General features: G+C 67.7%; 19 protein-coding genes. 11 read left to right on the forward strand and 8 right to left on the reverse strand.

The features are described 5' to 3' along the window. Positions 1–159 precede the first annotated feature (159 nt). Complete coding sequence (locus DID96_RS02245) at positions 160–4,470, forward strand: DNA translocase FtsK (RefSeq protein WP_124597641.1); 4,311 nt, start codon at positions 160–162, stop codon at positions 4,468–4,470. Between the two features lie 141 nt (positions 4,471–4,611). On the opposite strand, the gene DID96_RS02250 is transcribed toward DID96_RS02245, so the two are convergent. Next, positions 4,612–5,859 (reverse strand): lactonase family protein, encoded by a 1,248-nt coding sequence (locus DID96_RS02250; protein ID WP_409333751.1) that lies wholly within the window; start codon positions 5,857–5,859, stop codon positions 4,612–4,614. Between the two features lie 160 nt (positions 5,860–6,019). Between DID96_RS02250 and DID96_RS02260 the strand changes: the two genes are divergently transcribed. Both DID96_RS02260 and DID96_RS02270 read left to right on the forward strand, forming a co-directional pair. Further along, positions 6,020–7,849, forward strand: coding sequence for a glycoside hydrolase family 15 protein (locus DID96_RS02260; RefSeq protein WP_124597643.1), 1,830 nt, complete (start codon positions 6,020–6,022; stop codon positions 7,847–7,849). 212 nt (positions 7,850–8,061) lie between these two features. Continuing rightward, complete coding sequence (locus tag DID96_RS02270) at positions 8,062–9,531, forward strand: polyhydroxyalkanoate depolymerase (RefSeq protein ID WP_124597645.1); 1,470 nt, start codon at positions 8,062–8,064, stop codon at positions 9,529–9,531. An 87-nt stretch (positions 9,532–9,618) separates the two neighbouring features. Here DID96_RS02270 and DID96_RS02275 read toward each other — a convergent pair whose 3' ends face one another. Beyond that, positions 9,619–10,251 (reverse strand): TetR family transcriptional regulator, encoded by a 633-nt coding sequence (locus tag DID96_RS02275; RefSeq protein WP_124597646.1) that lies wholly within the window; start codon positions 10,249–10,251, stop codon positions 9,619–9,621. A gap of 254 nt (positions 10,252–10,505) precedes the next feature. Between DID96_RS02275 and rsxB the strand changes: the two genes are divergently transcribed. Next, positions 10,506–11,432: an electron transport complex subunit RsxB gene (gene rsxB, locus DID96_RS02280; protein ID WP_124597647.1), complete on the forward strand. Its 927-nt coding sequence runs from the start codon at positions 10,506–10,508 to the stop codon at positions 11,430–11,432. Continuing rightward, on the forward strand, positions 11,429–12,073 hold the full coding sequence (nth, locus tag DID96_RS02285) for an endonuclease III (protein ID WP_124597648.1): 645 nt from the start codon (positions 11,429–11,431) through the stop codon (positions 12,071–12,073). The genes rsxB and nth overlap by 4 nt, the downstream gene beginning before the upstream one ends. Before the next feature lie 5 nt (positions 12,074–12,078). Here the strand turns inward: nth and DID96_RS02290 are convergent, their stop codons facing one another. Beyond that, positions 12,079–13,008 (reverse strand): DMT family transporter, encoded by a 930-nt coding sequence (locus DID96_RS02290; RefSeq protein ID WP_124597649.1) that lies wholly within the window; start codon positions 13,006–13,008, stop codon positions 12,079–12,081. A gap of 198 nt (positions 13,009–13,206) precedes the next feature. Here DID96_RS02290 and DID96_RS02295 point away from each other — a divergent pair, with 198 nt between their 5' ends. Then, the gene (locus DID96_RS02295; protein WP_124597837.1) at positions 13,207–13,641 is read left to right on the forward strand and encodes a DUF1841 family protein; all 435 of its coding nucleotides are present in this window, start codon (positions 13,207–13,209) and stop codon (positions 13,639–13,641) included. Between the two features lie 138 nt (positions 13,642–13,779). Here DID96_RS02295 and DID96_RS02300 read toward each other — a convergent pair whose 3' ends face one another. Both DID96_RS02300 and DID96_RS02305 read right to left on the reverse strand, forming a co-directional pair. Further along, positions 13,780–14,139 (reverse strand): c-type cytochrome, encoded by a 360-nt coding sequence (locus tag DID96_RS02300; RefSeq protein ID WP_124597650.1) that lies wholly within the window; start codon positions 14,137–14,139, stop codon positions 13,780–13,782. A gap of 41 nt (positions 14,140–14,180) precedes the next feature. Next, a complete protein-coding gene (locus DID96_RS02305) occupies positions 14,181–14,540 on the reverse strand; it encodes a c-type cytochrome (protein WP_124597651.1) in 360 nt (119 codons plus the stop codon). Positions 14,541–14,785: 245 nt separating this feature from the next. Here DID96_RS02305 and DID96_RS02310 point away from each other — a divergent pair, with 245 nt between their 5' ends. The 5 genes from DID96_RS02310 to DID96_RS02330 all read left to right on the forward strand — a co-directional run bounded on the left by DID96_RS02310 (position 14,786) and on the right by DID96_RS02330 (position 20,001). Next, positions 14,786–15,628 (forward strand): MoxR family ATPase, encoded by an 843-nt coding sequence (locus DID96_RS02310; protein ID WP_124597652.1) that lies wholly within the window; start codon positions 14,786–14,788, stop codon positions 15,626–15,628. Between the two features lie 28 nt (positions 15,629–15,656). Beyond that, the gene (locus tag DID96_RS02315; protein ID WP_124597653.1) at positions 15,657–16,832 is read left to right on the forward strand and encodes a VWA domain-containing protein; all 1,176 of its coding nucleotides are present in this window, start codon (positions 15,657–15,659) and stop codon (positions 16,830–16,832) included. 51 nt (positions 16,833–16,883) lie between these two features. Continuing rightward, positions 16,884–18,092 carry a benzoate/H(+) symporter BenE family transporter gene (locus tag DID96_RS02320; RefSeq protein ID WP_124597654.1) on the forward strand — a complete coding sequence of 403 codons (1,209 nt, stop codon included), beginning with the start codon at positions 16,884–16,886 and terminating at the stop codon, positions 18,090–18,092. A gap of 292 nt (positions 18,093–18,384) precedes the next feature. After that, positions 18,385–19,338 carry a transaldolase gene (tal, locus tag DID96_RS02325; RefSeq protein WP_124597655.1) on the forward strand — a complete coding sequence of 318 codons (954 nt, stop codon included), beginning with the start codon at positions 18,385–18,387 and terminating at the stop codon, positions 19,336–19,338. Positions 19,339–19,548: 210 nt separating this feature from the next. Beyond that, entirely contained in the window at positions 19,549–20,001 is a 453-nt protein-coding gene (locus DID96_RS02330) for a VOC family protein (protein WP_124597656.1), read from the forward strand. A gap of 89 nt (positions 20,002–20,090) precedes the next feature. Here the strand turns inward: DID96_RS02330 and mctP are convergent, their stop codons facing one another. The 3 genes from mctP to DID96_RS02345 all read right to left on the reverse strand — a co-directional run bounded on the left by mctP (position 20,091) and on the right by DID96_RS02345 (position 22,996). Continuing rightward, positions 20,091–21,641 (reverse strand): monocarboxylate uptake permease MctP, encoded by a 1,551-nt coding sequence (gene mctP / locus DID96_RS02335; protein ID WP_124597657.1) that lies wholly within the window; start codon positions 21,639–21,641, stop codon positions 20,091–20,093. Further along, positions 21,638–21,880: a DUF3311 domain-containing protein gene (locus DID96_RS02340; RefSeq protein WP_124597658.1), complete on the reverse strand. Its 243-nt coding sequence runs from the start codon at positions 21,878–21,880 to the stop codon at positions 21,638–21,640. Before DID96_RS02340 ends, mctP begins: the two co-directional genes overlap by 4 nt. Before the next feature lie 198 nt (positions 21,881–22,078). Continuing rightward, positions 22,079–22,996 carry a spermidine synthase gene (locus DID96_RS02345; protein WP_124597659.1) on the reverse strand — a complete coding sequence of 306 codons (918 nt, stop codon included), beginning with the start codon at positions 22,994–22,996 and terminating at the stop codon, positions 22,079–22,081. Positions 22,997–22,999: the final 3 nt, after the last annotated feature.

The raw sequence follows: 22,999 nt of genomic DNA on the forward strand, positions 1-22,999 counted from the left end.
ACCGGGTTCGCGCGGGACGACGGCAAGCTGACCGCGTCCCGCCGCACGTTGCAACGGGCGAGCCTGTCCTGCAGCACGCTGCCTTAGAGTCTTCTTGGTCGGCCGGTTAAACTCGGCGGGTCGCGCGTCGCGCTCCCCGTCCCATTCCTGTTTCAAAGCATGCACACGGTCGTTCTCGGCTGGTTCGGCGTTTCCGCCGTCTGGTTCACCCTTCTCATCTGGCGCCTCGCGCAAGCGTTGCTGCCCGGCAGCGGCGCGCATGCCGGCCGTGGCTCGATCCGGCTATGGCTCGGCTTCGCGAGCGTGTTCGTCGCGAGCTCCACGCTGACGAGCGCGCTGTCCGGCCCCGACACGAACCTGCTCGGCCACGCGTTCGCGGCCGGCTTCGAACGCGTGCTCGGCCATATCGGCACGCCGCTCGCGATGGTCGTGCTGTTCTTCGCGGGCCTGCCGTGGCTGACCGGCGTCGGCTGGCAGCGCATCGCCGCGTGGCTCGATACGTCGCTCGGGCTCAGGATCTCGCGCGGCGACGACGACGATGCGCGCAGCGTCGCGGACCTGCCGCGCAATGCGCTGCATCGCGACGACGAGCGCCGCGTGCGCCGCGCGGGCGATGTCCAGCCGACCACCGCACACACCGTCAATTCGATGGCGCCCCGCCAGAACGGCCGGTTTGCGCGCCCGACGCTGTGGAAACCCGATCCGCAGGCGCGTGCGAACGTGCGCGGCCAGGCCGCGCAGCGGCCGCTCGCCGAACCGGTCGCGCCCGCCGGCTGGCTGAAACCGAACGCCGCGAACCGGCCCGTGCCCACGGCCGGCAGCACGAGCGCCGTGGCTGCCGCCAACGCCGCAGCCGGTGCGGCGCGCGCCGCGGCAAGCATGGCGCCGCCGCGCCCCGATCCGGCCCCGGTCGTTTTCGAACCGGCTCGCGCGCAGCCGCAGCCGGCGGCACCGGCGCGTCCGGCGATGGCCGCGCACAAGCAGCCGGCGGCGCCGCGTGCGACCGTCACGCCCCGCTCGCCCAGCCCGGCCCCGGCGCGGCCCCTGACACGTCCGGTCGCCGGAACGGCGACACCCCCGTTGCCGCCCGCACAACCGCGGCGCCGGCCGGCCGCCGCGCCCGCGCGCGCACCGCTCTATGCATGGGCGGAAACGCCCGCAGCCCCGATCACGCCGGCGCCGAGCGTTCACGATACGTTGCGCTCGATCGAAGCCAGCACCGCGCAATGGACGGCGCTCGGCGGTGCGACAGCTGTCGAAGGCGCGCGCGCGGCGGCGCCGACCGACGCAGTGAGCTCGGTCGCGGCTTTCGACGATACGCACGTCGCCGTTGCGCACGATGCAGGCGTGACGCCCCTACCCGCCGTCGAACACGGACCGGATGCCAATGCGCATGCTGCGGGGGTAGCGCTCGACTCGCCGCTCGCGCCGCGCGTCGAAACACCAGTGGATCTCGCCCCTTGGGAAGACATCGCGGATATTCCGACTGCCGCCATCGATGCCACGGCTGCCAACATGGCGCCGGACGTTCCGCGTGCCGGAACTGCGGCCGTGCCAGCCACGGAAATTGATGCGTCCGCGTTTGGCGTGTCACCGAGCAAACCCGTCATGCCAGCGGCGGACGATTCGGTCCGGGCCGATCGTGCGCCGACCGCTTCCGAAAGCACTCCTTCAACGCATCACACAGATGCACCGCGGTTTGTGACGGCAGCCGATGCTGGCAATTCGGTATTGGCCGCCGAATCTGATGATCAGCGCACCGTCACGTCGAATCCGGTCGAAGCGCGGCCCGCTTCCCCGGTGGCGACTGGCGGCAACCCGGAAAAGGCAGCGGTCGACGCACCGTCGCTCGCAATCCCGAGCGTCGCGACGGCCGCATCCGGTGCAACGGCCTTGAGCACGGCGGCGGTTGCACCAGCCACCGTTGCTGCTTCGACGCCTTCGACTCCTGCCGCGCCGCAACCAGCGCCTGCAAGTGCGACCCATGCTGCGTCCACTTTGACGCCGGCGCCGCAGATCACGCAAACGCCCGCGGCCGCAGCATCATCGACCGTCGCGACCGCGACCGCGACGCCGACGCGCGGCGACGTCACATCCGCAATCTCGAGTACGGCTCCGTTCGCTCCAACCGTGGGCACGCTGGCGCAATCTCCCCGCACCATCGCCGCGAGCGCACCGACGCCCGTCACCGGCGCCACGCAGATGCCTGCTCCAGCAACGGTCGCCGCGCCCTCACCCGCAGTGGCATCGGCCAACGCCATGCCGTTCGTGACGCCCGCGCAGCCGCCTGCCGTGCCGTCGTCGAGCAATGGTCGCGCGCTGCCTGACGCGGGGGACGGCACGACTGACGACGCAACTGCCACGTCGACGCCTGCTGCAAGCTTCGACGCGGCGAAACCTGTGACGCCGACTACCGCAGCTTCCTGGCTGACCACACCTGGTGCGTTGACCGCAACAACCGCCGCGAACGCAGTTCCGGCGACACCGGCTGCCAGTTCGACCACGCTCGCCGCGCCGACCGCCGCAACCGCCACGCCCATCGCTTCCGCGACACCGACTACCGCAGTTCGTGACGCAGCGCTACCTGCCGCCCCGACTGCCGCCACCACTATCGCTGCAATTCCCGCAGCACCGGCCACCGCGGCCCTCGGTGCAACGATCCCCGCCACTCCGGGCGCAACCGCCATCCTGCAAGTCGCGCCCGCTACGCAGCCTGTCGCGATGCCCGGCGCGGTCGCCCCGATCGCATCGGAAGCGCTCACCGCTACCCCGATCGCACCGACGCTCCCCGCGACTGCCATCCATGACGTAACGGCACCGGCCGCACCGGCGCCTGCGATCCCCGTTCCGGCAATCCCCACGGCATCGACCGCCGCGTTGCCCGACGTCACCGCCCAGGCGATGCCCGCCCCGGCCACGCCCGCCGCAACAGACGCTCCGCCGCGCCCGCCGCGGCCGAACGCGTTCGAGTTCCACGCGCCCGCGTCGTTCAGTATCGAGCTGCCGTCGGTCGACCTGCTCGAACCGGCGTCCGACGACGTCGAGACGATCAGCGAAGAGCATCTCGCGCAGACTGGCCTGGTGATCGAGCAGCGCCTGCAGGAATTCAAGGTGCCGGTGACGGTCGTCGGCGCGTCCGCCGGCCCGGTGATCACGCGCTTCGAGATCGAGCCCGCGCTCGGCGTACGCGGCAGCCAGATCGTCGGCCTGATGAAGGATCTGTCGCGCGGCCTCGGCCTCACGTCGATCCGCGTCGTCGAGACGATTCCCGGCAAGACCTGCATGGGCCTCGAACTGCCGAACGCGAAGCGCCAGATGATCCGGCTGTCCGAAATCCTCGCGTCGCGTCAGTACCAGCACTCGGCGTCGCAGCTCACGCTCGCGATGGGCAAGGACATCACGGGCAACCCGGTCGTCACCGATCTCGCGAAGGCGCCGCACATGCTCGTCGCCGGTACCACCGGCTCGGGCAAGTCGGTTGCGATCAACGCGATGATCCTGTCGCTGCTGTACAAGGCGGCGCCCGAGGACGTGCGCCTCATCATGATCGACCCGAAGATGCTCGAGCTGTCGGTCTATGAAGGGATCCCGCACCTGCTCGCGCCGGTCGTCACCGACATGAAGCTCGCCGCGAACGCACTCAACTGGTGCGTCGGCGAAATGGAAAAGCGCTACCGGCTGATGTCGGCCGTCGGCGTGCGTAACCTCGCGGGCTTCAACCAGAAGATCCGCGACGCCGAGGCGAAGGAAAAGAAGATCGGCAACCCGTTCTCGCTGACGCCCGAGGACCCCGAGCCGCTGTCGACGCTGCCGCTGATCGTCGTCGTGATCGACGAGCTCGCCGACCTGATGATGGTCGCCGGCAAGAAGATCGAGGAGCTGATCGCCCGTCTCGCGCAGAAGGCGCGCGCGGCCGGCATCCACCTGATCCTCGCGACGCAGCGTCCGTCGGTCGACGTGATCACGGGCCTCATCAAGGCCAACATCCCGACGCGGGTCGCGTTCCAGGTGTCGTCGAAGATCGACTCGCGCACGATCCTCGACCAGATGGGCGCCGAGTCGCTGCTCGGCCAGGGCGACATGCTGTTCCTGCCACCGGGCACCGGCTATCCGCAGCGCGTGCACGGCGCGTTCGTCGCCGACGAGGAAGTGCACCGGATCGTCGAATACCTGAAGCAGTTCGGCGAACCGCAGTACGAGGAAGGGATTCTCGACGGCCCGGCATCGGAAGGTGCGGCGCAGGACCTGTTCGGCGACACGCCCGACGCCGAGGCCGATCCGCTGTACGACGAAGCGGTCGCATTCGTCGTGCGCACGCGACGCGCGTCGATCTCGTCGGTACAGCGCCAGCTGCGCATCGGCTACAACCGCGCGGCCCGTCTCGTCGAGCAGATGGAAGCGGCCGGGCTCGTATCGCCAATGGGCATCAACGGCAGCCGCGAGGTGCTGGTGCCGCCCGCCGCGGACTGACGGCGCGGCCGACGCCGCTATCCGGCACAAACACGAAGGGCGCTGCTTCTGCAGCGCCCTTCGTTCATCGACAGCGTCAATCGTCTCCATCAGCGGGCTCTTGCAGCAGGCCCCTTTTAGCGAGCCTCTTTCAGCAGCCCCTTACAGCGCAGGAACCAGCTTGAAGTCGACCGGCTTGCCGACCGCGACCTTCTGCGGGTTCGCGTCGAGCTTGCCGGTCTCGACGTCGCGCCTGAACACGTAGAACGTATCGCTGTCCTGGTTGCCGACGATCAGCCACTTGCCGGTCGGATCGATCAGGAACTCGCGCGGCGTCCTGCCGAGGCTCGACTGCCGGCCGACGGTCTTCAGGCGGCCGTCCGCCTGGTTCACCGCGTAGATCACGATTTCGTTCGCATCGCCGCGATTGCTCGCATAGAGGAAGCGGCCGTCCGGCGACAGGTGGATCGCCGCGCCGCCGACCTTGCCCTTGAAGCCCGGCGCGGCCATCGGCACCGTCTCGACCGGCGTCAGCTTGCCGTCGTGATAGCCGAACACTTCGACCGACGCATTCAGCTCGCTCGTCACGTACGCATGGCGGCCGTTCGCGCCGAACACCATGTGACGCGGGCCCGAACCGGCCTTCACGGGCGTGTAGCGCGCGTCGGTCGGGCCGATCAGGCCGCGGCTGCCGTCGACCGTGTAGCGATAGCCGAAGATCTTGTCCGCGCCGAGATCCTGCACGAACAGGTAGCGGCCGTCCGGCGAGAACACCGTCGAATGCACGTGCGCGCCGTCCTGGCGCCCCTTCACGGGCCCCGTGCCTTCGTGGTGCACGCTGAGCACGGCCTTGCCGACTTCGCCGCTGTCGCGCAGCGGAAACACCGCGAAGCTGCCGCCCGGATTCGACGCGACCGAGTAGTTCGCGGTCACGAGGTACTTGCCGTCCGGCGACAGGCTCAGATAGCACGGATCGTTCCCTTCGGACGACACGCGGTCGAGGAACGTCAGCGCTCCCGTCTTCGCGTCGAAGCGGAACGCGCTGATGCCGCCGCGCTGGTCGGCCGGACCGTTGTCGCCGGGCAACTCGTTGACCGCATATACGGTGCGGCCGTCGCGGCTCGGCAACAGGTATGACGGATTGACGGTCTTCGCCGACGACAAGGGCGCGACGCTGCCCGTCTTCGAATCGAAGCGGTACACGTAGATTCCGTCGCTGCCGCCGTCGGTATAGGTGCCGACGAGCAGGTTGTAGACGCCGTCGGCCGGAGCCTGCGCGGACTGTTGCGCAAATGCATGCGTCGCGGACAAGGAGAGCACGATCGCGAAACCTTTCATCCAGTGAGCGAGCCTAAGCGGAAACCCTCGAGTCGAAGCACGCGCGTCATGTGCGCGTAAGCGTTTGGGCATTGAATCCTCCTTGCATCGAGCCGCTTCAAGTGTTGAGATGTGGCGAAACGCCGGCCGTGAGCGTTCCGCCGCCCGGCCGAGTATACGGGCCGCCGCGCCCGGGCGTGAAGCCCGCGGCGGCGCCGTCCGCCATGTGAACTCGCAACCAGGATTGCCGCCCATGCCCGCCCTGATCGAAGACTACGCCCTCGTCGGCGACGGCCATACGGCCGCGCTGATCGCGAAAGACGGCTCCGTCGACTGGCTGTGCTGGCCCCGCTTCGATTCGGGCGCCTGCTTCGCGGCGCTCGTCGGCACGCCCGAGCACGGCCGCTGGCTGCTCGCGCCGGCCGCCGACGCCGCGATCACGCACACGACGCGCCGCTATCGCGGCGACACGCTGATACTCGAAACCGATTACGAGAGCGCCGATGGCGCCGTCACGGTGGTCGACTTCATGCCGCCCGGCAACGGCTGGTCCGAACTCGTGCGGATCGTCGTCGGCCGGCACGGCACGATGAAGATGCGTATGGAGCTGGTGTTGCGCTTCGACTACGGTTTCTCGATTCCGTGGGTCACGCAGCTGTCGCGTGAGGACGGCATGAAGGCGATCGCGGGGCCCGACACCGTCGTGCTGCGCACGAGCGTGCCGCTCACCGGCAAGAACCTGCACACGCTCGCCGAATTCACGGTGAACGCCGACGAACGCGTGCCGTTTTCGCTCGGCTACGCGCAGTCGCACATGCGGCTGCCGCCGGCGCGCGATCCGCTGTCGATGCTCGCGCGCACCGAGAACTACTGGCTCGAATGGTCGGGGCGCTGCCAGGTGCAGGGCCGCTACGCGGCCGCGGTGCGCCGCTCGCTGATCACGCTGAAGGCGCTCGCATACGAGCCGACGGGCGGCATCGTCGCCGCGCCGACCACGTCGCTGCCCGAGAAGATCGGCGGCAACCGCAACTGGGACTACCGCTTCTGCTGGCTGCGCGACGCGACGATCACGCTGCTCGCGCTGATGCGCGGCGGCTACTACGACGAGGCGCGCGCCTGGCGCGCGTGGCTCGGCCGCGTGATGGCCGGCTCGCCCGAGCAGATCCAGATCATGTACGGCATTGCGGGCGAGCGCCGGCTGCCGGAAATGGAGCTCGACTGGCTGCCCGGATACCAGGATTCGAAACCCGTGCGGGTCGGCAACGGCGCCGCGAACCAGCTTCAGCTCGACGTGTTCGGCGAAGTGATGGCGGCACTGCATCTCGCGCGCGTGGGCGGCCTGCAGGCCGACGACACGGTGTGGTCGGTGCAGTGCACGCTGCTCGACCATCTCGAGAAGATCTGGCGGGAGCCCGACGAAGGGATCTGGGAGACGCGCGGCGGCCGCCGCCACTTCACGTTCTCGAAGGTGATGGCGTGGGTCGCGTTCGACCGCGCGATCAAGTCCGCGGAAATGTTCCGGCTGCCCGGCGCGCTCGACCGCTGGCGCGCGCTGCGCAACGAGATCCACGCGGATGTCTGCGCGAATGCCTGGCACGAAGGCAAGCAGGCGTTCACGCAGAGCTACGGCAGCGACGAACTCGACGCAAGCGTGCTGCTGCTGCCGCTGCTCGGCTTCCTGCCGCCGGAAGACCCGCGCGTGGCGGGCACGGTCTCCGCGATCGAGCGCGAATTGCTGCACGACGGCCTCGTGCTGCGCTACCGCACCAGCGAATACGACGACGGCCTGCCGCCCGGCGAAGGCACGTTTCTCGCATGCAGCTTCTGGCTCGTCGACAGCTACGCGCTGCTCGGCCGCATCGACGAGGCGCACCGGCTGTTCTGCCGGCTGCTGTCGCTGTCGAACGATCTCGGGCTGCTCGCCGAGGAGTACGACCCGGTCGAGGGTCGCCTCGTCGGCAACTTCCCGCAGGCGTTCTCGCACGTCGCGCTCGTGCACACCGCGATGAACCTGATGCACCATGAGGAAGCGATGGCGCGCGCGGTCGGCCAGCCCGTGCCGGCCGTGGCCACCGGGCGATGAACACAGGCGGCGGAGGCTTATTCAGAGAACGTCAAATCGTAAAAATTTCATGAAAATTCCGGGAAATGTTGCATTGCAACATGCGTCGTTGTCCGATATGATCGACGCGATTGGCCGGTCGCACTGCAACATGACCGGTCGCTGACCCACACGGCACGCCGCGACGCCCCCACGCCGCCCTCGCGCACCAACCCCCAGCGGGAGTAGTCTGCATGCTTTACCAACTGCATGAATTCCAGCGGGCAATGCTGAGCCCGCTCACGGCCTGGGCCCAGGCCGCGTCGAAGTCGTTCGCGAACCCGTCCAGCCCGTTCTCGCTGGTTCCCGGCGCGCCCCGGATGGCCGCCGCGTACGAACTGCTGTACCGGCTCGGCAAGGACTACGAGAAGCCCGAGTTCAACCTCCACCAGATCGTCAAGGACGGGCACAACATCCCGATCGTCGAACAGACGATCGTCGAAAAGCCGTTCTGCCGGCTGCTGCGCTTCAAGCGCTACTCGGACGACGCCGATGCCGTCACCCAGCTGAAGGACGAACCGGTCGTGCTCGTCTGCGCGCCGCTGTCGGGCCACCACTCGACGCTGTTGCGCGACACCGTGCGCACGCTGCTGCAGGATCACAAGGTCTACATCACCGACTGGATCGACGCGCGGATGGTGCCGGTCGAGACCGGCCCGTTCCACCTGCACGACTACGTTGCGTACATCCAGGAATTCATCCGTCGCATCGGCGCGCGCAACCTGCACGTGATCTCGGTGTGCCAGCCGACGGTGCCCGTGCTCGCGGCGATCTCGCTGATGGCGAGCCGCGGCGAGGACACGCCGCTCACGATGACGATGATGGGCGGCCCGATCGACGCGCGTTGCAGCCCGACGTCGGTGAACTCGCTCGCGACCCAGCATTCGATTTCGTGGTTCGAGAACAACGTGATCCACACGGTGCCCGCGAACTATCCGGGCGAAGGCCGTCACGTGTACCCGGGTTTCCTGCAGCATGCGGGCTTCGTCGCGATGAATCCGGAGCGCCACGCGCAATCGCATTGGGACTTCTACCAGAGCCTGCTGCGCGGCGACGAAGACGACGCGGAAGCGCACCGCAATTTCTACGACGAATACAACGCGGTGCTCGACATGGCCGCCGAGTATTACCTCGAGACGATCCGCATCGTGTTCCAGGAGTTCCGCCTTGCCGAAGGCACGTGGGAGATCGACGGCGAACTCGTGCGCCCGCAGGACATCAAGCACACCGCGCTGATGACGATCGAGGGCGAACTCGACGACATTTCCGGCAGCGGCCAGACGCACGTCGCGCACGAGCTGTGCACGGGCATCCCGCAGGACCTGCGCCGCAGCCTGACTGCCGAGAAGTGCGGCCACTACGGGATCTTCTCGGGCCGCCGCTGGCGCACGATCATCTATCCGCAGCTGCGCGACTTCATCCGCGAGAACGCGCCGGAACCGAAGCGCGGCGACGCGAAGGAGCACGCGGACGCCCCGGCCGCCGGCACGCTCACCGCCGTGCCTGCGCAGGACAAGCCGTCCGAGCCGGCCAAGACGTCGGCTACCACGGCCGCAAAACGCGTGCGCGCGAAAGCGTCCGACGCACCGGCCCCCGCGAAAGCCCCGGCCGCGAAACGCGCCAGCACGCGCGCGAAGCCGGTCCGCACCCGCAAGGCCGCCTGACGCGCCCGCCGCCAAAGCCCGGAAGACAAACGCCGCCGTGCGCAAGCACGGCGGCGTTTCTTCATCCGGCGGCCGCCAACCCGCGTTTCAGCGCCGCAGCAGATAGGCGAGCAGCACCTCGGTGTTCATCCTGACCATTTCCGCGCGCTCCTCCGGCACCGTGAAGTCGCGCCCGAGCGTCGCCGCGAGCGTGAAGCGATTCGACACGATGTAATAGCCGAGCCCCGACAGCGTCACGTAGAACCGCAGCGGATCGACGTCGCTGCGGAACAGCCCGGCCTTCTGGCCGCGCGTGAGCACGTTCGCGAGCATCGCGACGATCGGCGACATCATCTCGCGAATCCGCGTCGACTTGTGCAGGTAGCGCGCCTCGTGCAGGTTCTCGTTGTTGATGAGCCGCAGCAACTCGGGATGGTCCCGGTAGTAGTCCCACACGAAATGCGCGAGCCGCGTGACGGCTTCGACGGGCGCGACGCCATCGAGGTCGAGCACCCGTTCCGCCTCGGTCAGCGCGGAAAACGCGTGTTCGAGCACGGCGGTGAACAGCTGCTCCTTGCTGCCAAAGTAGTAATAGAGCATGCGCTCGTTGGTTTCCGCCCGTCGCGCAATCTGGTCGACGCGTGCGCCGAACAGGCCGCCACTCGCGAATTCTTCGGCCGCCGCCATCAGGATGCGGCGGCGGGTGCCTTCAGGATCTCTTTTGATTTTTGGCTGATTCATGGTGGCGTTTTGCTATGTGAGCCGCGTGATCCGGACCGGCCGCCCCACCTCGTCGGCGCCGGCGACCCTGGAACGGGCGCGCCGCGTGCGGCCGCCCTCCTGCTGCGCCCCTGCAAAAAAGCGCTTCGATTATGCGCATAGACGGCGGCAAGCGCAATGCGGGAAATCGGCGATAATCCGGATTTGGCAAACCTTTCCGGCCGCGCCCCGTGCGCGGCTGCGAGACATTCGGCGCATGGGCGCCCGTTGTCACCGTGACCGACTCCAAGACCCTCGCAGATCGCATCGAAGATCTGCTTCCCCAGACGCAATGCACGAAGTGCGGCTATCAAGGCTGCCGCCCGTATGCCGAGGCAATCGCCGCCGGCGACGCGAACTATAACCAGTGCCCGCCGGGCGGCGCCGAAGGCGTCGCGCGCGTCGCGCGCCTGCTCGGCAGGCCCGTGATCCCGCTGAACCCCGTCAACGGCGATGAGCGCCCGCGCCCCGTCGCGGTCATCGACGAGAGCCTGTGCATCGGCTGCACGCTGTGCATGCAGGCGTGCCCGGTCGACGCGATCGCCGGCGCACCCAAGCAGATGCACACGGTAATCGCGTCGCTCTGCACGGGCTGCGACCTGTGCGTCCCGCCGTGCCCGGTCGACTGCATCGCGATGGTGCCCGTGACCGGCGAGCACACCGGCTGGGACGCATGGACCCAGGACCAGGCCGACGCCGCGCGCGAACGCCACGACCGCCGGCTCGCGCGCGAGCGTCGCGAGCGCGAAGCCGCCGAAGCGCGCGCGGCCGCGCGGCGCTCGGCCAGCGCGGCCCAGCCGGCTGCCGCGCCGGCCGATTTGCAGCCCGCTTCACAGTCCTCTTCTCGGCCCGCTACACAGCCCGCGGCCCCGACCGGCGCGGCCGCGGATGCCGACGCGAAGAAACGCGCGATCATCGCCGCTGCGCTCGAGCGCGCGCGCAAGAAGAAAGACGAGCTCGCGGCACAAGGCGACGCGCCGAAGAACACCGAACGCGTGAGCCCCGCCGTCCAGGCGCAGATCGATGCGGCCGAAGCGCGCCGCAAGCGGCTTGCCGAACAGCAGGTGCAGCAGGCCGGCGAAGCCGGGCCCAAATCCGCGTCCGAATCCGCGCCCGAATCCGCAGACGGCCCGCCCACGCCGCCCGACAAGAAACCACAATGAACGCCAGCAAACGACGCGCGATCTTCGAAACGCTGCAGAGTCTCAATCCGAATCCGACCACCGAGCTCGAGTACTCGACGCCGTTCGAGCTGCTGATCGCGGTGCTGCTGTCCGCGCAGGCGACCGACGTGTCGGTCAACAAGGCGATGCGCAAGATGTTCCCGGTCGCGAACACGCCGCGGCAAATTGTCGCGCTCGGCGAGGAAGGCGTCGCCGAGTACATCAAGACGATCGGGCTCTACCGCACCAAGGCGAAGAACGTGGTCGCCGCGTGCCGGATCCTGCTCGAGCAGTACGATGGCGAAGTGCCGGCCGACCGCGAAGCGCTCGAGAGCCTGCCGGGCGTCGGCCGCAAGACCGCCAACGTCGTGCTCAACACCGCGTTCGGCCACCCGACGATCGCGGTCGACACGCACATCTTCCGCGTCGCGAACCGCACGGGCCTCGCGCCGGGCAAGGACGTGCGGGCCGTCGAGGCCGCGCTCGAGAAGTTCACGCCGAAGGAGTTCCTGCAGGATGCGCATCACTGGCTGATCCTGCACGGCCGCTACGTGTGCAAGGCGCGCAAGCCCGAATGCTGGCATTGCGCGATCGAGCCGCTGTGCGAATACAAGCCGAAGACGCCGCCGCCCAACGAATGAAGCGCCTACGCGTTGGACGTCGCGGTCGCGTCGTCCGTGGCTGCGCCGCCCGCGCGCACCAGCGCCAGCACCGCCGCGAGGATCGCGGCGCCCCCAACCCACTGCATCGGCGACAACGCCTCGCCGAACAGCAGCGCCGCGAGCGCGACCGTCACGACCGGTTCGAGCGTCGACAGCATCGACGTGCGTGCCGCGCCCAGCCGCTCGAGTCCCGCGAAGAACGCGAGCATCGCGGCGACCGTCGACACCAGCGCGATCGCCAGCATCGACGCCCATCCGCCTGCCGTCGCCGGCCAGTGCGGCGGCGCGCCGAACGCCGCATCGCGCACGATGGCGATCAGCACGAGCATGATCGTCGCCGATACGCAGATGACCGCAGTCGTCGCGAGCGGGTCGACGCCGCGCGTCGCCTTCGTGCCGGCGACGATGTACAGCGAATAGATCACCGCGGCGCCCAGCGCGAGCGCGATGCCGAGCGGCTCGCCATGACCGCCGCCGACCATCAGCGCCGAGCCTGCAACACACAGCACGAGCGCGACGACCTTGGTGCGCGTGAGCCGCTCGCCGAGCCACCACGCGGCGAGCAGCGTGACGAATGCCGGATACAGGTACAGCAGCAGCGCGACGAGGCTCGCCTGCGCATGCTGGAGCGCGCTGAAGTAGCAGAACGACTGGCCCACATAGCCGACCGCGCCCATCGCCGCGAGTGACGCGAGCGCCCGGCCGCGCGGCCACGCGACGCCGCGATGCCGGGCGATCGCGGCCAGCACGGCGCCGCCGATCGCGAAGCGCACGATCAGCAGGCCGAGCACGTCGACGCCACCCGCATACGCATAGCGGCCGAAGATCGCCATCGCGCCGAACGCGGCGGCGGACAATGCGACGAAGAGCGCGCCCTGCACGGCGGCGGACGGCGAACGGGAAGTGGAGGACATGGCGCAGCGATCGGCAGGCGGACGGGGCGGTTGCAAGAAATCCTCGGAGTGTATCGACCGCGCGGCGCGCGGCCTAGCCCGCGCTTACCCGCTTACCAGGCTGCCCGGCTGCCCGACCGCCCTGCCAGCGGCGAACCGCGAGGCGGCGTACAATGCGCGACGCGGCATGAGGCCGCGCGAATGACGACGTTCCCCACCATGTTCAATCCGAGCCGCGACGACGTGCGTCGCTTTTTCATCGACACCTGGCGCAAGCAGCGCGCCGGCGAAATCCTGACGCCGCTGGAAGCGATCGCGGCCGACTGGATCGTCGAACACCCCGAATACCACGCCGAACTCGCGGACGCCGACGGCGCCGCCACGCGCAACTACGCGCCCGAGGAAGGCCGCACGAACCCGTTCCTGCACCTGTCGATGCACCTCGCGATCAGCGAGCAATTGTCGATCGACCAGCCGCCCGGGATTCGCGCCGCGCACGACAAGCTCGCGGCGAAACTCGACTCGACGCACGAAGCGCAGCACGCGATCATGGAATGCCTCGGCGAGACGATCTGGGAAGCGCAGCGCACGAACACGCCGCCCGATACGGACGCGTACCTGCAGCGCATCCTGCGCCGCGCGTCGCGCGACTGATACAGCCGCCGCACCGGCACATATTCGCCGCCTGCGTCCCGCCGGCCGCCCGCTACGGGCCGCGCCGGCCGGACGCAGACAAAAAAATACCCCGCCTCGGCGGGGTATTTTCGCTACGGCCCGGCGGCCAAAGCACACTTACTTCTTGAGCACGAGATCGCCCTTCAGCGACTCGATGTAGGCCGCGACGTCCTTCATGTCGTTGACCGACAGGTTCTGCACCTGCGCCTGCATGATCGCGTTGTTGCGGCCGAGCAGCGGGTTCGCGAGGCCCATCTGGTACTGGCGCATCGCCCAGACGAGGTAGTCGGCGTGCTGGCCCGCGAGGCGCGGATACTCGGCGTTGATCGGCTGGTTCAGCTTCGCGCCGTGGCAGGCTGCGCAGTTGTGCGATTCGACCAGGTCCTTGCCCTTCGACAGGTCCGCCGCGTGCGCGGTGCCGATCGCGAGGCCGGCCGCGAACGCGATCGCCGACGCCGTCTTGAATGCGTTGTTCATGAATGCTCCTATCCCGCGTGTGAGATCAGCAAGCGCGGCGCTTACTTGTAGGGATTGTCCTTCGAGTCGGCTTTCTGCGCGGCGTAGTAGGCCGCGAGGTCGGCGATGTCCTGGTCCGTCAGCGAACCGGCGATCGCGTTCATCGACGGGAAGTGACGATCCTTCTTGCGGTAGGCTTGCAGCGCGTTCGCGAGATATTGCTCGTTCTGGCCGCCGATGACCGGAACCCGGTAGACCTCCGGGTAAGCCGCGCGGTAGCCGTCGATGCCGTGGCAGCCGATGCACATGGCGGCCTTGCTCGCCCCGACCTTCGGGTTGCCGACCACACCGGCCGCCTGCGCGCTGCCCGCGAGCGCCACGAGCGCTGCGACAACGACGTATTTGCCGACGAATTTGTTCATAGCTCTTGTAACCTAGCTTGAGGGGAAACTGGCGCCGAAGCGGCAACGGCCCGCGCCGTTTTGCTTATCGGGTCGCCACGCAGGCCAAAAAAAACGGCCAGATTGTACCGCGTCGGCGGGGAAGGCGTCCATAAAAGCGCCCCGGCCCGCCCCGCCACCGTTCCGCACGATACGCGGCCGCCGCCGAACCCGACAGCCCTTCTGACTTATACTGGGATTTTTTCGGGATAGAGAAAGGCGCCGCCATGCGTTTCGAAGGGTCCTCGCAGTACGTCGCCACCGACGATCTGAAGCTTGCGGTCAATGCCGCACTGACGCTGCAACGCCCGCTCCTCATCAAGGGCGAGCCCGGCACCGGCAAGACCATGCTCGCCGAGGAAGTCGCGGCGGCGCTCGACATGCCGCTGCTGCAGTGGCACATCAAGTCGACCACGAAGGCGCAGCAGGGGCTGTACGAATACGACGCCGTATCGCGGCTGCGCGATTCGCAGCTCGGCGACGAGCGCGTGAAGGACATCGCGAACTACATCGTCAAGGGCGTGCTGTGGCAGGCGTTCGATGCCGAGCGCCCGAGCGTGCTGCTGATCGACGAGATCGACAAGGCCGACATCGAATTCCCGAACGACCTGCTGCGCGAACTCGACCGGATGGAGTTCCACGTGTACGAGACGCGCGAGACCGTGCGCGCGAAGCACCGTCCGCTCGTGATCATCACGTCGAACAACGAGAAGGAGCTGCCCGACGCGTTCCTGCGCCGCTGCTTTTTCCACTACATCCAGTTTCCGGACGCGTCGACGATGCAGAAGATCGTCGCGGTCCACTTCCCGAACATCCGCGAGGAGCTGCTGCACGCCGCACTCGAAAGCTTCTTCTCGCTGCGCGGCGTGTCGGGCCTGAAGAAGAAGCCGTCGACGTCGGAGCTGCTCGACTGGCTGAAGCTGCTGCTCGCCGAGAACATCCCGCCCGACGCACTGCACGGCCCGGACAGCAAGCAGATCGTGCCGCCGCTCGCAGGCGCGCTGCTGAAGAACGAACAGGACCTGAGCCTGTTCGAGCGGCTCGTCTACATGAACCGGCACAACCGGTAAGCTCCCCACCCGTCGCGAAGGCCCGGCCATGTTGCTCAATTTCTTCTACGCGCTGCGCGCAGCGAAGCTGCCCGTCTCGGTGAAGGAATACCTGACGCTGCTCGAATCGCTGAAGGCCGGACTCATCGCGCCGTCGATCGACGCGTTCTACTACCTCGCGCGCATGACGCTCGTGAAGGACGAGCAGTATTTCGACAAGTTCGACCAGGCGTTCGGCGCGTACTTTCACGGCGTGTCCGCGCTGCCGTCCGACGCGTTCGACGTCCCGCTCGACTGGCTCGAGAAGCGTCTCGAGCGCGAGCTGTCGCCCGAGGAAAAAGCGCAGATCGAAGCGATGGGCGGCCTCGACAAGCTGATGGAGCGCCTGAAGGAACTGCTCGACGAGCAGAAAGAACGGCACGAAGGCGGCAACAAGTGGATCGGCACCGGCGGCACGTCGCCGTTCGGGCACGGCGGCTACAACCCGGAAGGTGTGCGCATCGGCGGGCCGTCGAACGGCAACCGCACCGCGGTGAAGGTGTGGGAAGCGCGCGCGTTCCGCGACTACGACGATTCGGTCGAGATCGGCACGCGCAACATCAAGGTCGCGCTGCGGCGGCTGCGCCGCTTCGCGCGCGAAGGCGCGGCCGAGGAGCTCGACCTGCCCGGCACGATCCGCAGCACCGCGGCGAACGCGGGCTGGCTCGACCTGCGGATGGTGCCCGAGCGCCACAACAACGTGAAGGTGCTGATGCTGCTCGACGTCGGCGGCTCGATGGACGACCACATCAAGCGCACCGAAGAGCTGTTCTCCGCCGCGAAGGCCGAATTCAAGCACCTCGAGTTCTACTACTTCCACAACTGCGTGTACGACCATCTGTGGAAGCACAACCGGCGCCGCCACGCGGAACGCACCGCGACGTGGGACGTGCTGCACAAGTTCACGCCCGACTACAAGCTGATCTTCGTCGGCGACGCGACGATGAGCCCCTACGAGGTACTGCAGCCCGGCGGCTCGGTCGAATACAACAACCCCGAGGCCGGCGCCGTGTGGCTGCGCCGGCTCGCCGACCAGTTCCCCCATCATGCGTGGCTGAACCCCGAGCCCGAGCGACTATGGGAATACCGCCAGTCGGTCGCGGTGATCCGCGACCTGCTCGGCCAGCGCATGTATCCGCTCACGCTCGCGGGCCTCGAAACCGCGATGCGCGCACTCAGCAAATAACACCCCAGCCAATGCGAAGGCCGCGCTCGAGCGGCCCTTCCCGGAGATAGCATGAATCAGTCGCCCACCGCGCGCGCGGGCCGCGCGAGCGGTCGTTTTTTCTCGGACACCTCGGTCTCGGCGCTCGTCGCCGGCTTCGTCGCGATGATGACCGGCTATACGAGCTCGCTCGTGCTGATGTTCCAGGCCGGCCGCGCCGCACACCTGACCGACGCTCAGATCTCGTCGTGGATCTGGGCGCTGTCGATCGGCATGGCGGTGACGACGATCGGCCTGTCGCTGCGCTTTCGCGCGCCCGTCGTCGTCGCGTGGTCGACGCCCGGCGCGGCGCTGCTGATCGCGTCGCTGCCCGGCGTGCCCTACGCCGAGGCGATCGGCGCGTTCGTCGTCTGCGCGCTGCTGCTGACCGCGGTCGGCGTGAGCGGCCTGTTCGACACGCTGATGCGCAGGATTCCGGCCGGCATCGCCGCCGCGTTGCTCGCGGGCATCCTGTTCGAGATCGGCATCGAGATCTTCCGCGCCGCGCAATACCAGACCGCGCTCGTGCTCGCGATGTTCTTTACCTACCTGATCGTCAAGCGGCTCGCGCCGCGCTATGCGATCGTCACGACGCTCGTCGCCGGCACCGCAGTCGCGGGCGCGCTCGGCCTGCTCGACTTCAGCCAGTTCCATGTCGCGCTCGCGAAGCCGGTGTTCACGATGCCCGCGTTCTCGGTCGCGGCGATCGTCAGCATCGGCATTCCGCTGTTCGTCGTCGCGATGGCGTCGCAGAACGTGCCCGGCATCGCGGTGCTGCGCGCGGACGGCTACCAGACGCCGTCGTCGCCGCTGATCGCGACGACCGGCGTCGCGTCGCTCGTGCTCGCGCCGTTCGGCTCGCACGGCGTGAACCTTGCCGCGATCACGGCAGCGATCTGCACGGGCCCCGAAGCGCACGAGGACCGCGCGAAACGCTACACGGCCGCCGTGTGGTGCGGCACGTTCTACCTGATCGCGGGGATCTTCGGCGCGACGATCGCGGCGCTGTTTGCTGCGCTGCCGAAGGCGCTCGTCGTGTCGGTGGCCGCGCTCGCGCTGTTCGGCTCGATCATGAGCGGCCTCGCGAACGCGATGCAGGACGTGAAGCAGCGCGAAGCGGCGCTCGTCACGTTCATGGTGACCGCGTCGGGCCTCACGTTGCTGTCGATCGGCTCAGCGTTCTGGGGGCTCGTCGCCGGAATCGTCACGCAGGTGATCCTCAACGCGCGCCGTCCTGCATAGGACGGCGCGCACACGTCACGTTTTCACATACGCACGCACATTCGCACCTGCATACGTACACGCGTTCGCATGCGCAGCCGCATGCGCACCCGCACACGCGCGTGCCCGACCCCGTTCTCGCGCGTGGCAAAACCGCCTCCGGCGCGATCGTCCGCCCTGCGAAACATGCGCGACGCGAATCCGGCCTAGAATAGCGGATCGGAAGCGGCGCCCCGCGCGCCGCTTCGCTTCGCCGCCGCGTCCGCGCGGCCCGTGAGAACCCCGGCGCATCGCGCCCTCTTCTCGAATCGCCATGACTACCGCACTCGACCAGCTCAAGCAGTACACCACCGTCGTCGCCGACACGGGCGATTTCCAGCAGCTCGCGCAATACAAGCCGCAGGACGCGACCACGAACCCGTCGCTGATCCTGAAAGCGGTCCAGAAGGACGCGTACAAGCCGATCCTCGAAAAAACCGTTCGCGATCACCGCAACGAAAGCACCGGCTTCATCATCGACCGCCTGCTGATCGCGTTCGGCACCGAGATCCTGAAGCTGATCCCGGGCCGCGTGTCGACCGAAGTCGACGCACGCCTGTCGTTCGACACGCAGCGCTCCGTCGACAAGGCGCACGAACTGATCAAGCTCTACGAAGCCGCCGGCATCGGCCGCGAACGCATCCTGATCAAGCTCGCGTCGACCTGGGAAGGCATCCGCGCGGCCGAGGTGCTGCAGAAGGAAGGGATCAAGTGCAACATGACCCTGCTTTTCTCGCTCGTGCAGGCCGCCGCGTGCGCGGAAGCCGGCGCGCAGCTGATCTCCCCGTTCGTCGGCCGCATCTACGACTGGTACAAGAAGCAGGCCGGCGCCGAGTGGGATGAGGCGACGAACGGCGGCGTGAACGATCCGGGCGTGCAGTCGGTGCGCCGCATCTACACGTACTACAAGACGTTCGGCTACCACACCGAGGTGATGGGCGCGAGCTTCCGCACGACGAGCCAGATCACCGAGCTCGCAGGCTGCGACCTGCTGACCATCAGTCCCGATTTGCTGCAGAAGCTGCAGGACAGCAACGAGACGATCACGCGCAAGCTGTCGCCGGAAGCAATTGCCGATGCGCCCGCCGAGCGCGTCGCAATCGACGAGTCGTCGTTCCGTTTCCAGCTGAACGACGAGGCGATGGCGACCGAGAAGCTGGCCGAAGGCATTCGCCTGTTCTCCGCCGACGCGGTCAAGCTCGAGAAGATGATCGACGCGCTGCGCTGAGCGTCAGGAGCCGGCAACAGCCCCTGCCGGACACGGCCGCGAACGTAATGTTCGCGGCCGTTTTATTTTTTCATCCGACGGTCAATCTCGCGCACTACAATCCACGACACGGGCGCACCGGCCGCTCCCGATGCGTTCTTCCCGGTCAACTTTGTACGACACCAGAGTTGGTGCCAAAGCGCGGACGCTGGTCAACAACAGGAGACGACGATGCAAGTTCAACCGTACCTGACCTTCTTTGGTCAGGCCGAAGCTGCCCTTCAGTTCTACGAAAAGGCGCTCGGCGCGAAGACGATGTTCAAGATGCATTTCAAGGACGCGCCACCGAACCCCGAGCAGCCGATCACGCCCGAGATGGCGGACAAGGTCATGCATGCGAGCTTCACGATCGGCGATTCGATGCTGATGTGCTCGGACGGCGACTGCCGCAATGCGGGCGGCACGCACAGCGGCTATTCGCTGTCGCTGAACCCGGCGACCGTCGACGAAGGCAAGAAGCTGTTCGACGCGCTCGCCGACGGCGGCGAAGTGTCGATGCCGTTCCAGAAGACGTTCTGGGCGCTCGGCTTCGGGATGGTGAAGGACCGCTTCGGCGTGCACTGGATGATCAACGTCGAGGATCTGTCGCAACGCGACGACCTCGCGCAGCGCGCGCAAGGCTGACGAGCTGAAACGCCCGCCACCTTTCGGGGTGGCGGGCGTTTGCATTTCCGCAGGCCCCACGCGCGGCGCGATGCCGCGCGCGGCCTGCATCAGCTTTCGACGACGTCGAGATAGTCCTCCGGCCGCGTGCGGTCTTCCGCATGCGCCATCCCCGTCACCCGCACGATCACGCTCACGACGATCGCGACGACGAGGTTCACGACCAGCGACCACACCGCCGCATAGCCGGGAATCGCATAGCCGAACAGGTGGATCGTGAAGATCGAGCTCGCGAGCTTCAGCGAGATCGCCATCCACGTGCCGCTCACGATGCCGGCCGCCCAGCCGAGCAGCAGGCCGCGATAGTCGAGCACGCGCGTGTAGAGGCCGAGCACGATCGCGGGCAGCGTCTGGATGATCCAGATGCCGCCGAGCAGCTGCAGCTGGATCGCGTAGGTCAGCGGCAGCCCGAGGATGAACGCGACCGCGCCGACCTTCACGATCAGCGACACGAGCTTCGCGACGTGGGTCTCCTGGTCGTGCGACATGTTGCGGTTGATGAACTCGCGGTGGATGTTGCGCGTGTAAAGGTTCGCGGCCGCGATCGACATGATCGCCGCCGGCACCAGCGCGCCGATGCCGATCGCCGCGAACGCGACGCCGACGAACCACGACGGGAAATACTCGAGGAACAGCGCGGGCACCGCGAAGTTCGGGCCGAACGCCTTGAAGTAAGGCGCGTACTGCGGCATGTCCTTCACGCCCGACGCGAGCGCCATGTAGCCGAGCAGCGCGAGCAGGCCGAGCACGAACGAGTATGCGGGCAGCATCGCCATGTTGCGGCGGATCGAGTTGCCCGACGACGACGACAGGATCGCGGTGACCGAGTGCGGATACAGGAACAGCGCGAGCGCGGAGCCGATCGCGAGCGTCGCGTATGCACTGAAGCCGTTCAGGCTCGCCGCGTCCGGTGCCTTCAGCAGCAGCTTCGCGGGCGGCACATGACCGAAGATCTGCCCGAAGCCGCCGAGCTTCGCCGGGATCACGATCACCGCCGCGGCGATCGTGATGTAGATCAGGATGTCCTTCACGATCGCGATCATCGCCGGCGCGCGCAGGCCGGACGTGTACGTGTACGCGGCGAGGATCGCGAACGCGATGATCAGCGGCAGGTCGCCGACGAAGCCGGTCGTGTCGAAGCCGAGCGCGCCGATCACGACCTCGATGCCGACGAGTTGCAGCGCGATGTACGGCATCGTCGCGACGATGCCCGTCACCGCGATCGCGAGCGCGAGCATGCGGCTGCCGTAGCGCGCGTTCACGAAGTCGGCGGACGTCACGTAGCCGTGCCGCTTCGCGATGCTCCACAGCTTCGGGAACACGACGAACGCGAACGGATAGATCAGGATCGTGTACGGCAGTGCGAAGAAGCCCATCGCGCCTGCGCCGAACACGAGCGCCGGCACCGCGACGAACGTATAGGCGGTATAGAGGTCGCCGCCGAGCAGGAACCACGTGACGATGGTGCCGAAGCGGCGGCCGCCGAGGCCCCACTCGTCGAGATGCGCGAGATCGCCGCGCCGCCAGTTCGCGGCGAGGAAGCCGATGATCGTGACGCCGATGAAGAGCAGGACGAAGACGAAGGTAGCGGCAAGCTTCATCGACGGTCTCCTTGCGTGCCGCCCGCCTTCCACGCGTTCCGGGTCTTGAAGTAGACGAATGCGGTGATCACCGCGCTAATGAAGACCCACAGGAGCTGGTACCAGTAGAAGAACGGAAAGCCGAGCCATTGCGGATCGACCTTGTTGTACGACGGCACCCAGACCATCGCGATCAGCGGCAGCACCAGCAGCCAGAGCCAGCGCTTCGCGGCCCGGTTGGCGTCGGCATCGTGAGCCATGACGTCTCCTCATCATTCCCGGTTATCGGTGTTCTTGAACGGGTACGGCGGCGAGAGGAGCGGCGAAACGGGTAAGCTGCGGCTCCCCTGGCTTCGCGCAAGTATAGGAGCCGCAGGCGGGCGGTCAAGCAGGGGCGAACCCGAGGTGATCCGTCCCCGCTGTGTGGTTGCACCGGCATGTGGCCGGTGCATGAAGCGTCAGATCGTGAACGACGTCGCGCCCGTGGCGGCCGATGCTTTCAAGGCTTTCACCCATTTGCGCGCGGGCAGCTTCAGCGTGTCCTCGACCAGCTTTGCGCGTGCGTCGAGCTGCGCGAACGGCACGTCGAGCGCCGGGCCCGAGAACGCGAGCGCGATCCGGTTGCCGTCGTGCACTTCCGGCAGCGCGATCACGCGATTCCCGAAGGCCGCGTTCAGGTGCTTCATGTTGCGCACGAAGCTCGGATGGTCGCCGAACAGGTTGATCGTCGCGATGCCCGCGTCGGCGAGGCAGCCGCGCACCGCGCGGTAGAACGCGACGCTGTCGAGCACGGGGCCGCGCGCGGTCGCGTCGTACAGGTCGATCTGGATCGCGCCCGTCGTGCCGCGGTTGGCCGGGTCGTTGACGAAGTCCCACGCGTCGGCTTCGTGCACGACGAGACGCTCGTCGTCGGGCGGCATCGCGAACATCGTGCGCGCGGCAACGATCACGGCCGGGTTCAGCTCGACGGCCTCGACCTTCGCGCGCGGCAGGAAATGGTGCGCGAACTTGGTCAGCGCGCCGGTGCCGAGCCCGAGTTGCACGATGCGCTCGGGCGTTTCGAGGAACAGCAGCCATGCCATCATTTGCTGCGCATATTCGAGTTCGATCGTGAGCGGCTTCGAGATCCGCATCGCGCCCTGCACCCACTCGGTGCCGAAGTGCAGGTAGCGCACGCCGCGCTCTTCCGAGAACGTCACCGGCGCGAAGCGCGGCTTGCGCGGTTCTTCGAGGACGGGCACGTCGTCGTGCTCGTCGATCTCGTTGCGGCGCTTCACGCGCGGCGGTTTGAGCTTCGTGGAGCCGTTGTACGCGGACGGCTCGCCGCGTTCGAATGCGCGCGCCTCGGCGGATGCGCGCTTGATCAGTCGGGTCATGGA

Origin of the sequence: Burkholderia sp. Bp8963 (assembly GCF_003854275.1) — a bacterium.
Taxonomy (GTDB): domain Bacteria; phylum Pseudomonadota; class Gammaproteobacteria; order Burkholderiales; family Burkholderiaceae; genus Burkholderia.

Excerpts from the sequence above, each read along its gene's own strand:
- DID96_RS02245 (WP_124597641.1), top strand. The coding sequence starts at position 160 with ATGCACACGGTCGTTCTCGGCTGGTTCGGCGTTTCCGCCGTCTGGTTC.
- DID96_RS02250 (WP_409333751.1), bottom strand. The coding sequence starts at position 5,859 with ATGCCCAAACGCTTACGCGCACATGACGCGCGTGCTTCGACTCGAGGG.
- DID96_RS02260 (WP_124597643.1), top strand. The coding sequence starts at position 6,020 with ATGCCCGCCCTGATCGAAGACTACGCCCTCGTCGGCGACGGCCATACG.
- DID96_RS02270 (WP_124597645.1), top strand. The coding sequence starts at position 8,062 with ATGCTTTACCAACTGCATGAATTCCAGCGGGCAATGCTGAGCCCGCTC.
- DID96_RS02275 (WP_124597646.1), bottom strand. The coding sequence starts at position 10,251 with ATGAATCAGCCAAAAATCAAAAGAGATCCTGAAGGCACCCGCCGCCGC.
- nth (WP_124597648.1), top strand. The coding sequence starts at position 11,429 with ATGAACGCCAGCAAACGACGCGCGATCTTCGAAACGCTGCAGAGTCTC.
- DID96_RS02290 (WP_124597649.1), bottom strand. The coding sequence starts at position 13,008 with ATGTCCTCCACTTCCCGTTCGCCGTCCGCCGCCGTGCAGGGCGCGCTC.
- DID96_RS02295 (WP_124597837.1), top strand. The coding sequence starts at position 13,207 with ATGTTCAATCCGAGCCGCGACGACGTGCGTCGCTTTTTCATCGACACC.
- DID96_RS02300 (WP_124597650.1), bottom strand. The coding sequence starts at position 14,139 with ATGAACAACGCATTCAAGACGGCGTCGGCGATCGCGTTCGCGGCCGGC.
- DID96_RS02305 (WP_124597651.1), bottom strand. The coding sequence starts at position 14,540 with ATGAACAAATTCGTCGGCAAATACGTCGTTGTCGCAGCGCTCGTGGCG.
- DID96_RS02310 (WP_124597652.1), top strand. The coding sequence starts at position 14,786 with ATGCGTTTCGAAGGGTCCTCGCAGTACGTCGCCACCGACGATCTGAAG.
- DID96_RS02315 (WP_124597653.1), top strand. The coding sequence starts at position 15,657 with ATGTTGCTCAATTTCTTCTACGCGCTGCGCGCAGCGAAGCTGCCCGTC.
- DID96_RS02320 (WP_124597654.1), top strand. The coding sequence starts at position 16,884 with ATGAATCAGTCGCCCACCGCGCGCGCGGGCCGCGCGAGCGGTCGTTTT.
- tal (WP_124597655.1), top strand. The coding sequence starts at position 18,385 with ATGACTACCGCACTCGACCAGCTCAAGCAGTACACCACCGTCGTCGCC.
- DID96_RS02330 (WP_124597656.1), top strand. The coding sequence starts at position 19,549 with ATGCAAGTTCAACCGTACCTGACCTTCTTTGGTCAGGCCGAAGCTGCC.
- mctP (WP_124597657.1), bottom strand. The coding sequence starts at position 21,641 with ATGAAGCTTGCCGCTACCTTCGTCTTCGTCCTGCTCTTCATCGGCGTC.
- DID96_RS02340 (WP_124597658.1), bottom strand. The coding sequence starts at position 21,880 with ATGGCTCACGATGCCGACGCCAACCGGGCCGCGAAGCGCTGGCTCTGG.
- DID96_RS02345 (WP_124597659.1), bottom strand. The coding sequence starts at position 22,996 with ATGACCCGACTGATCAAGCGCGCATCCGCCGAGGCGCGCGCATTCGAA.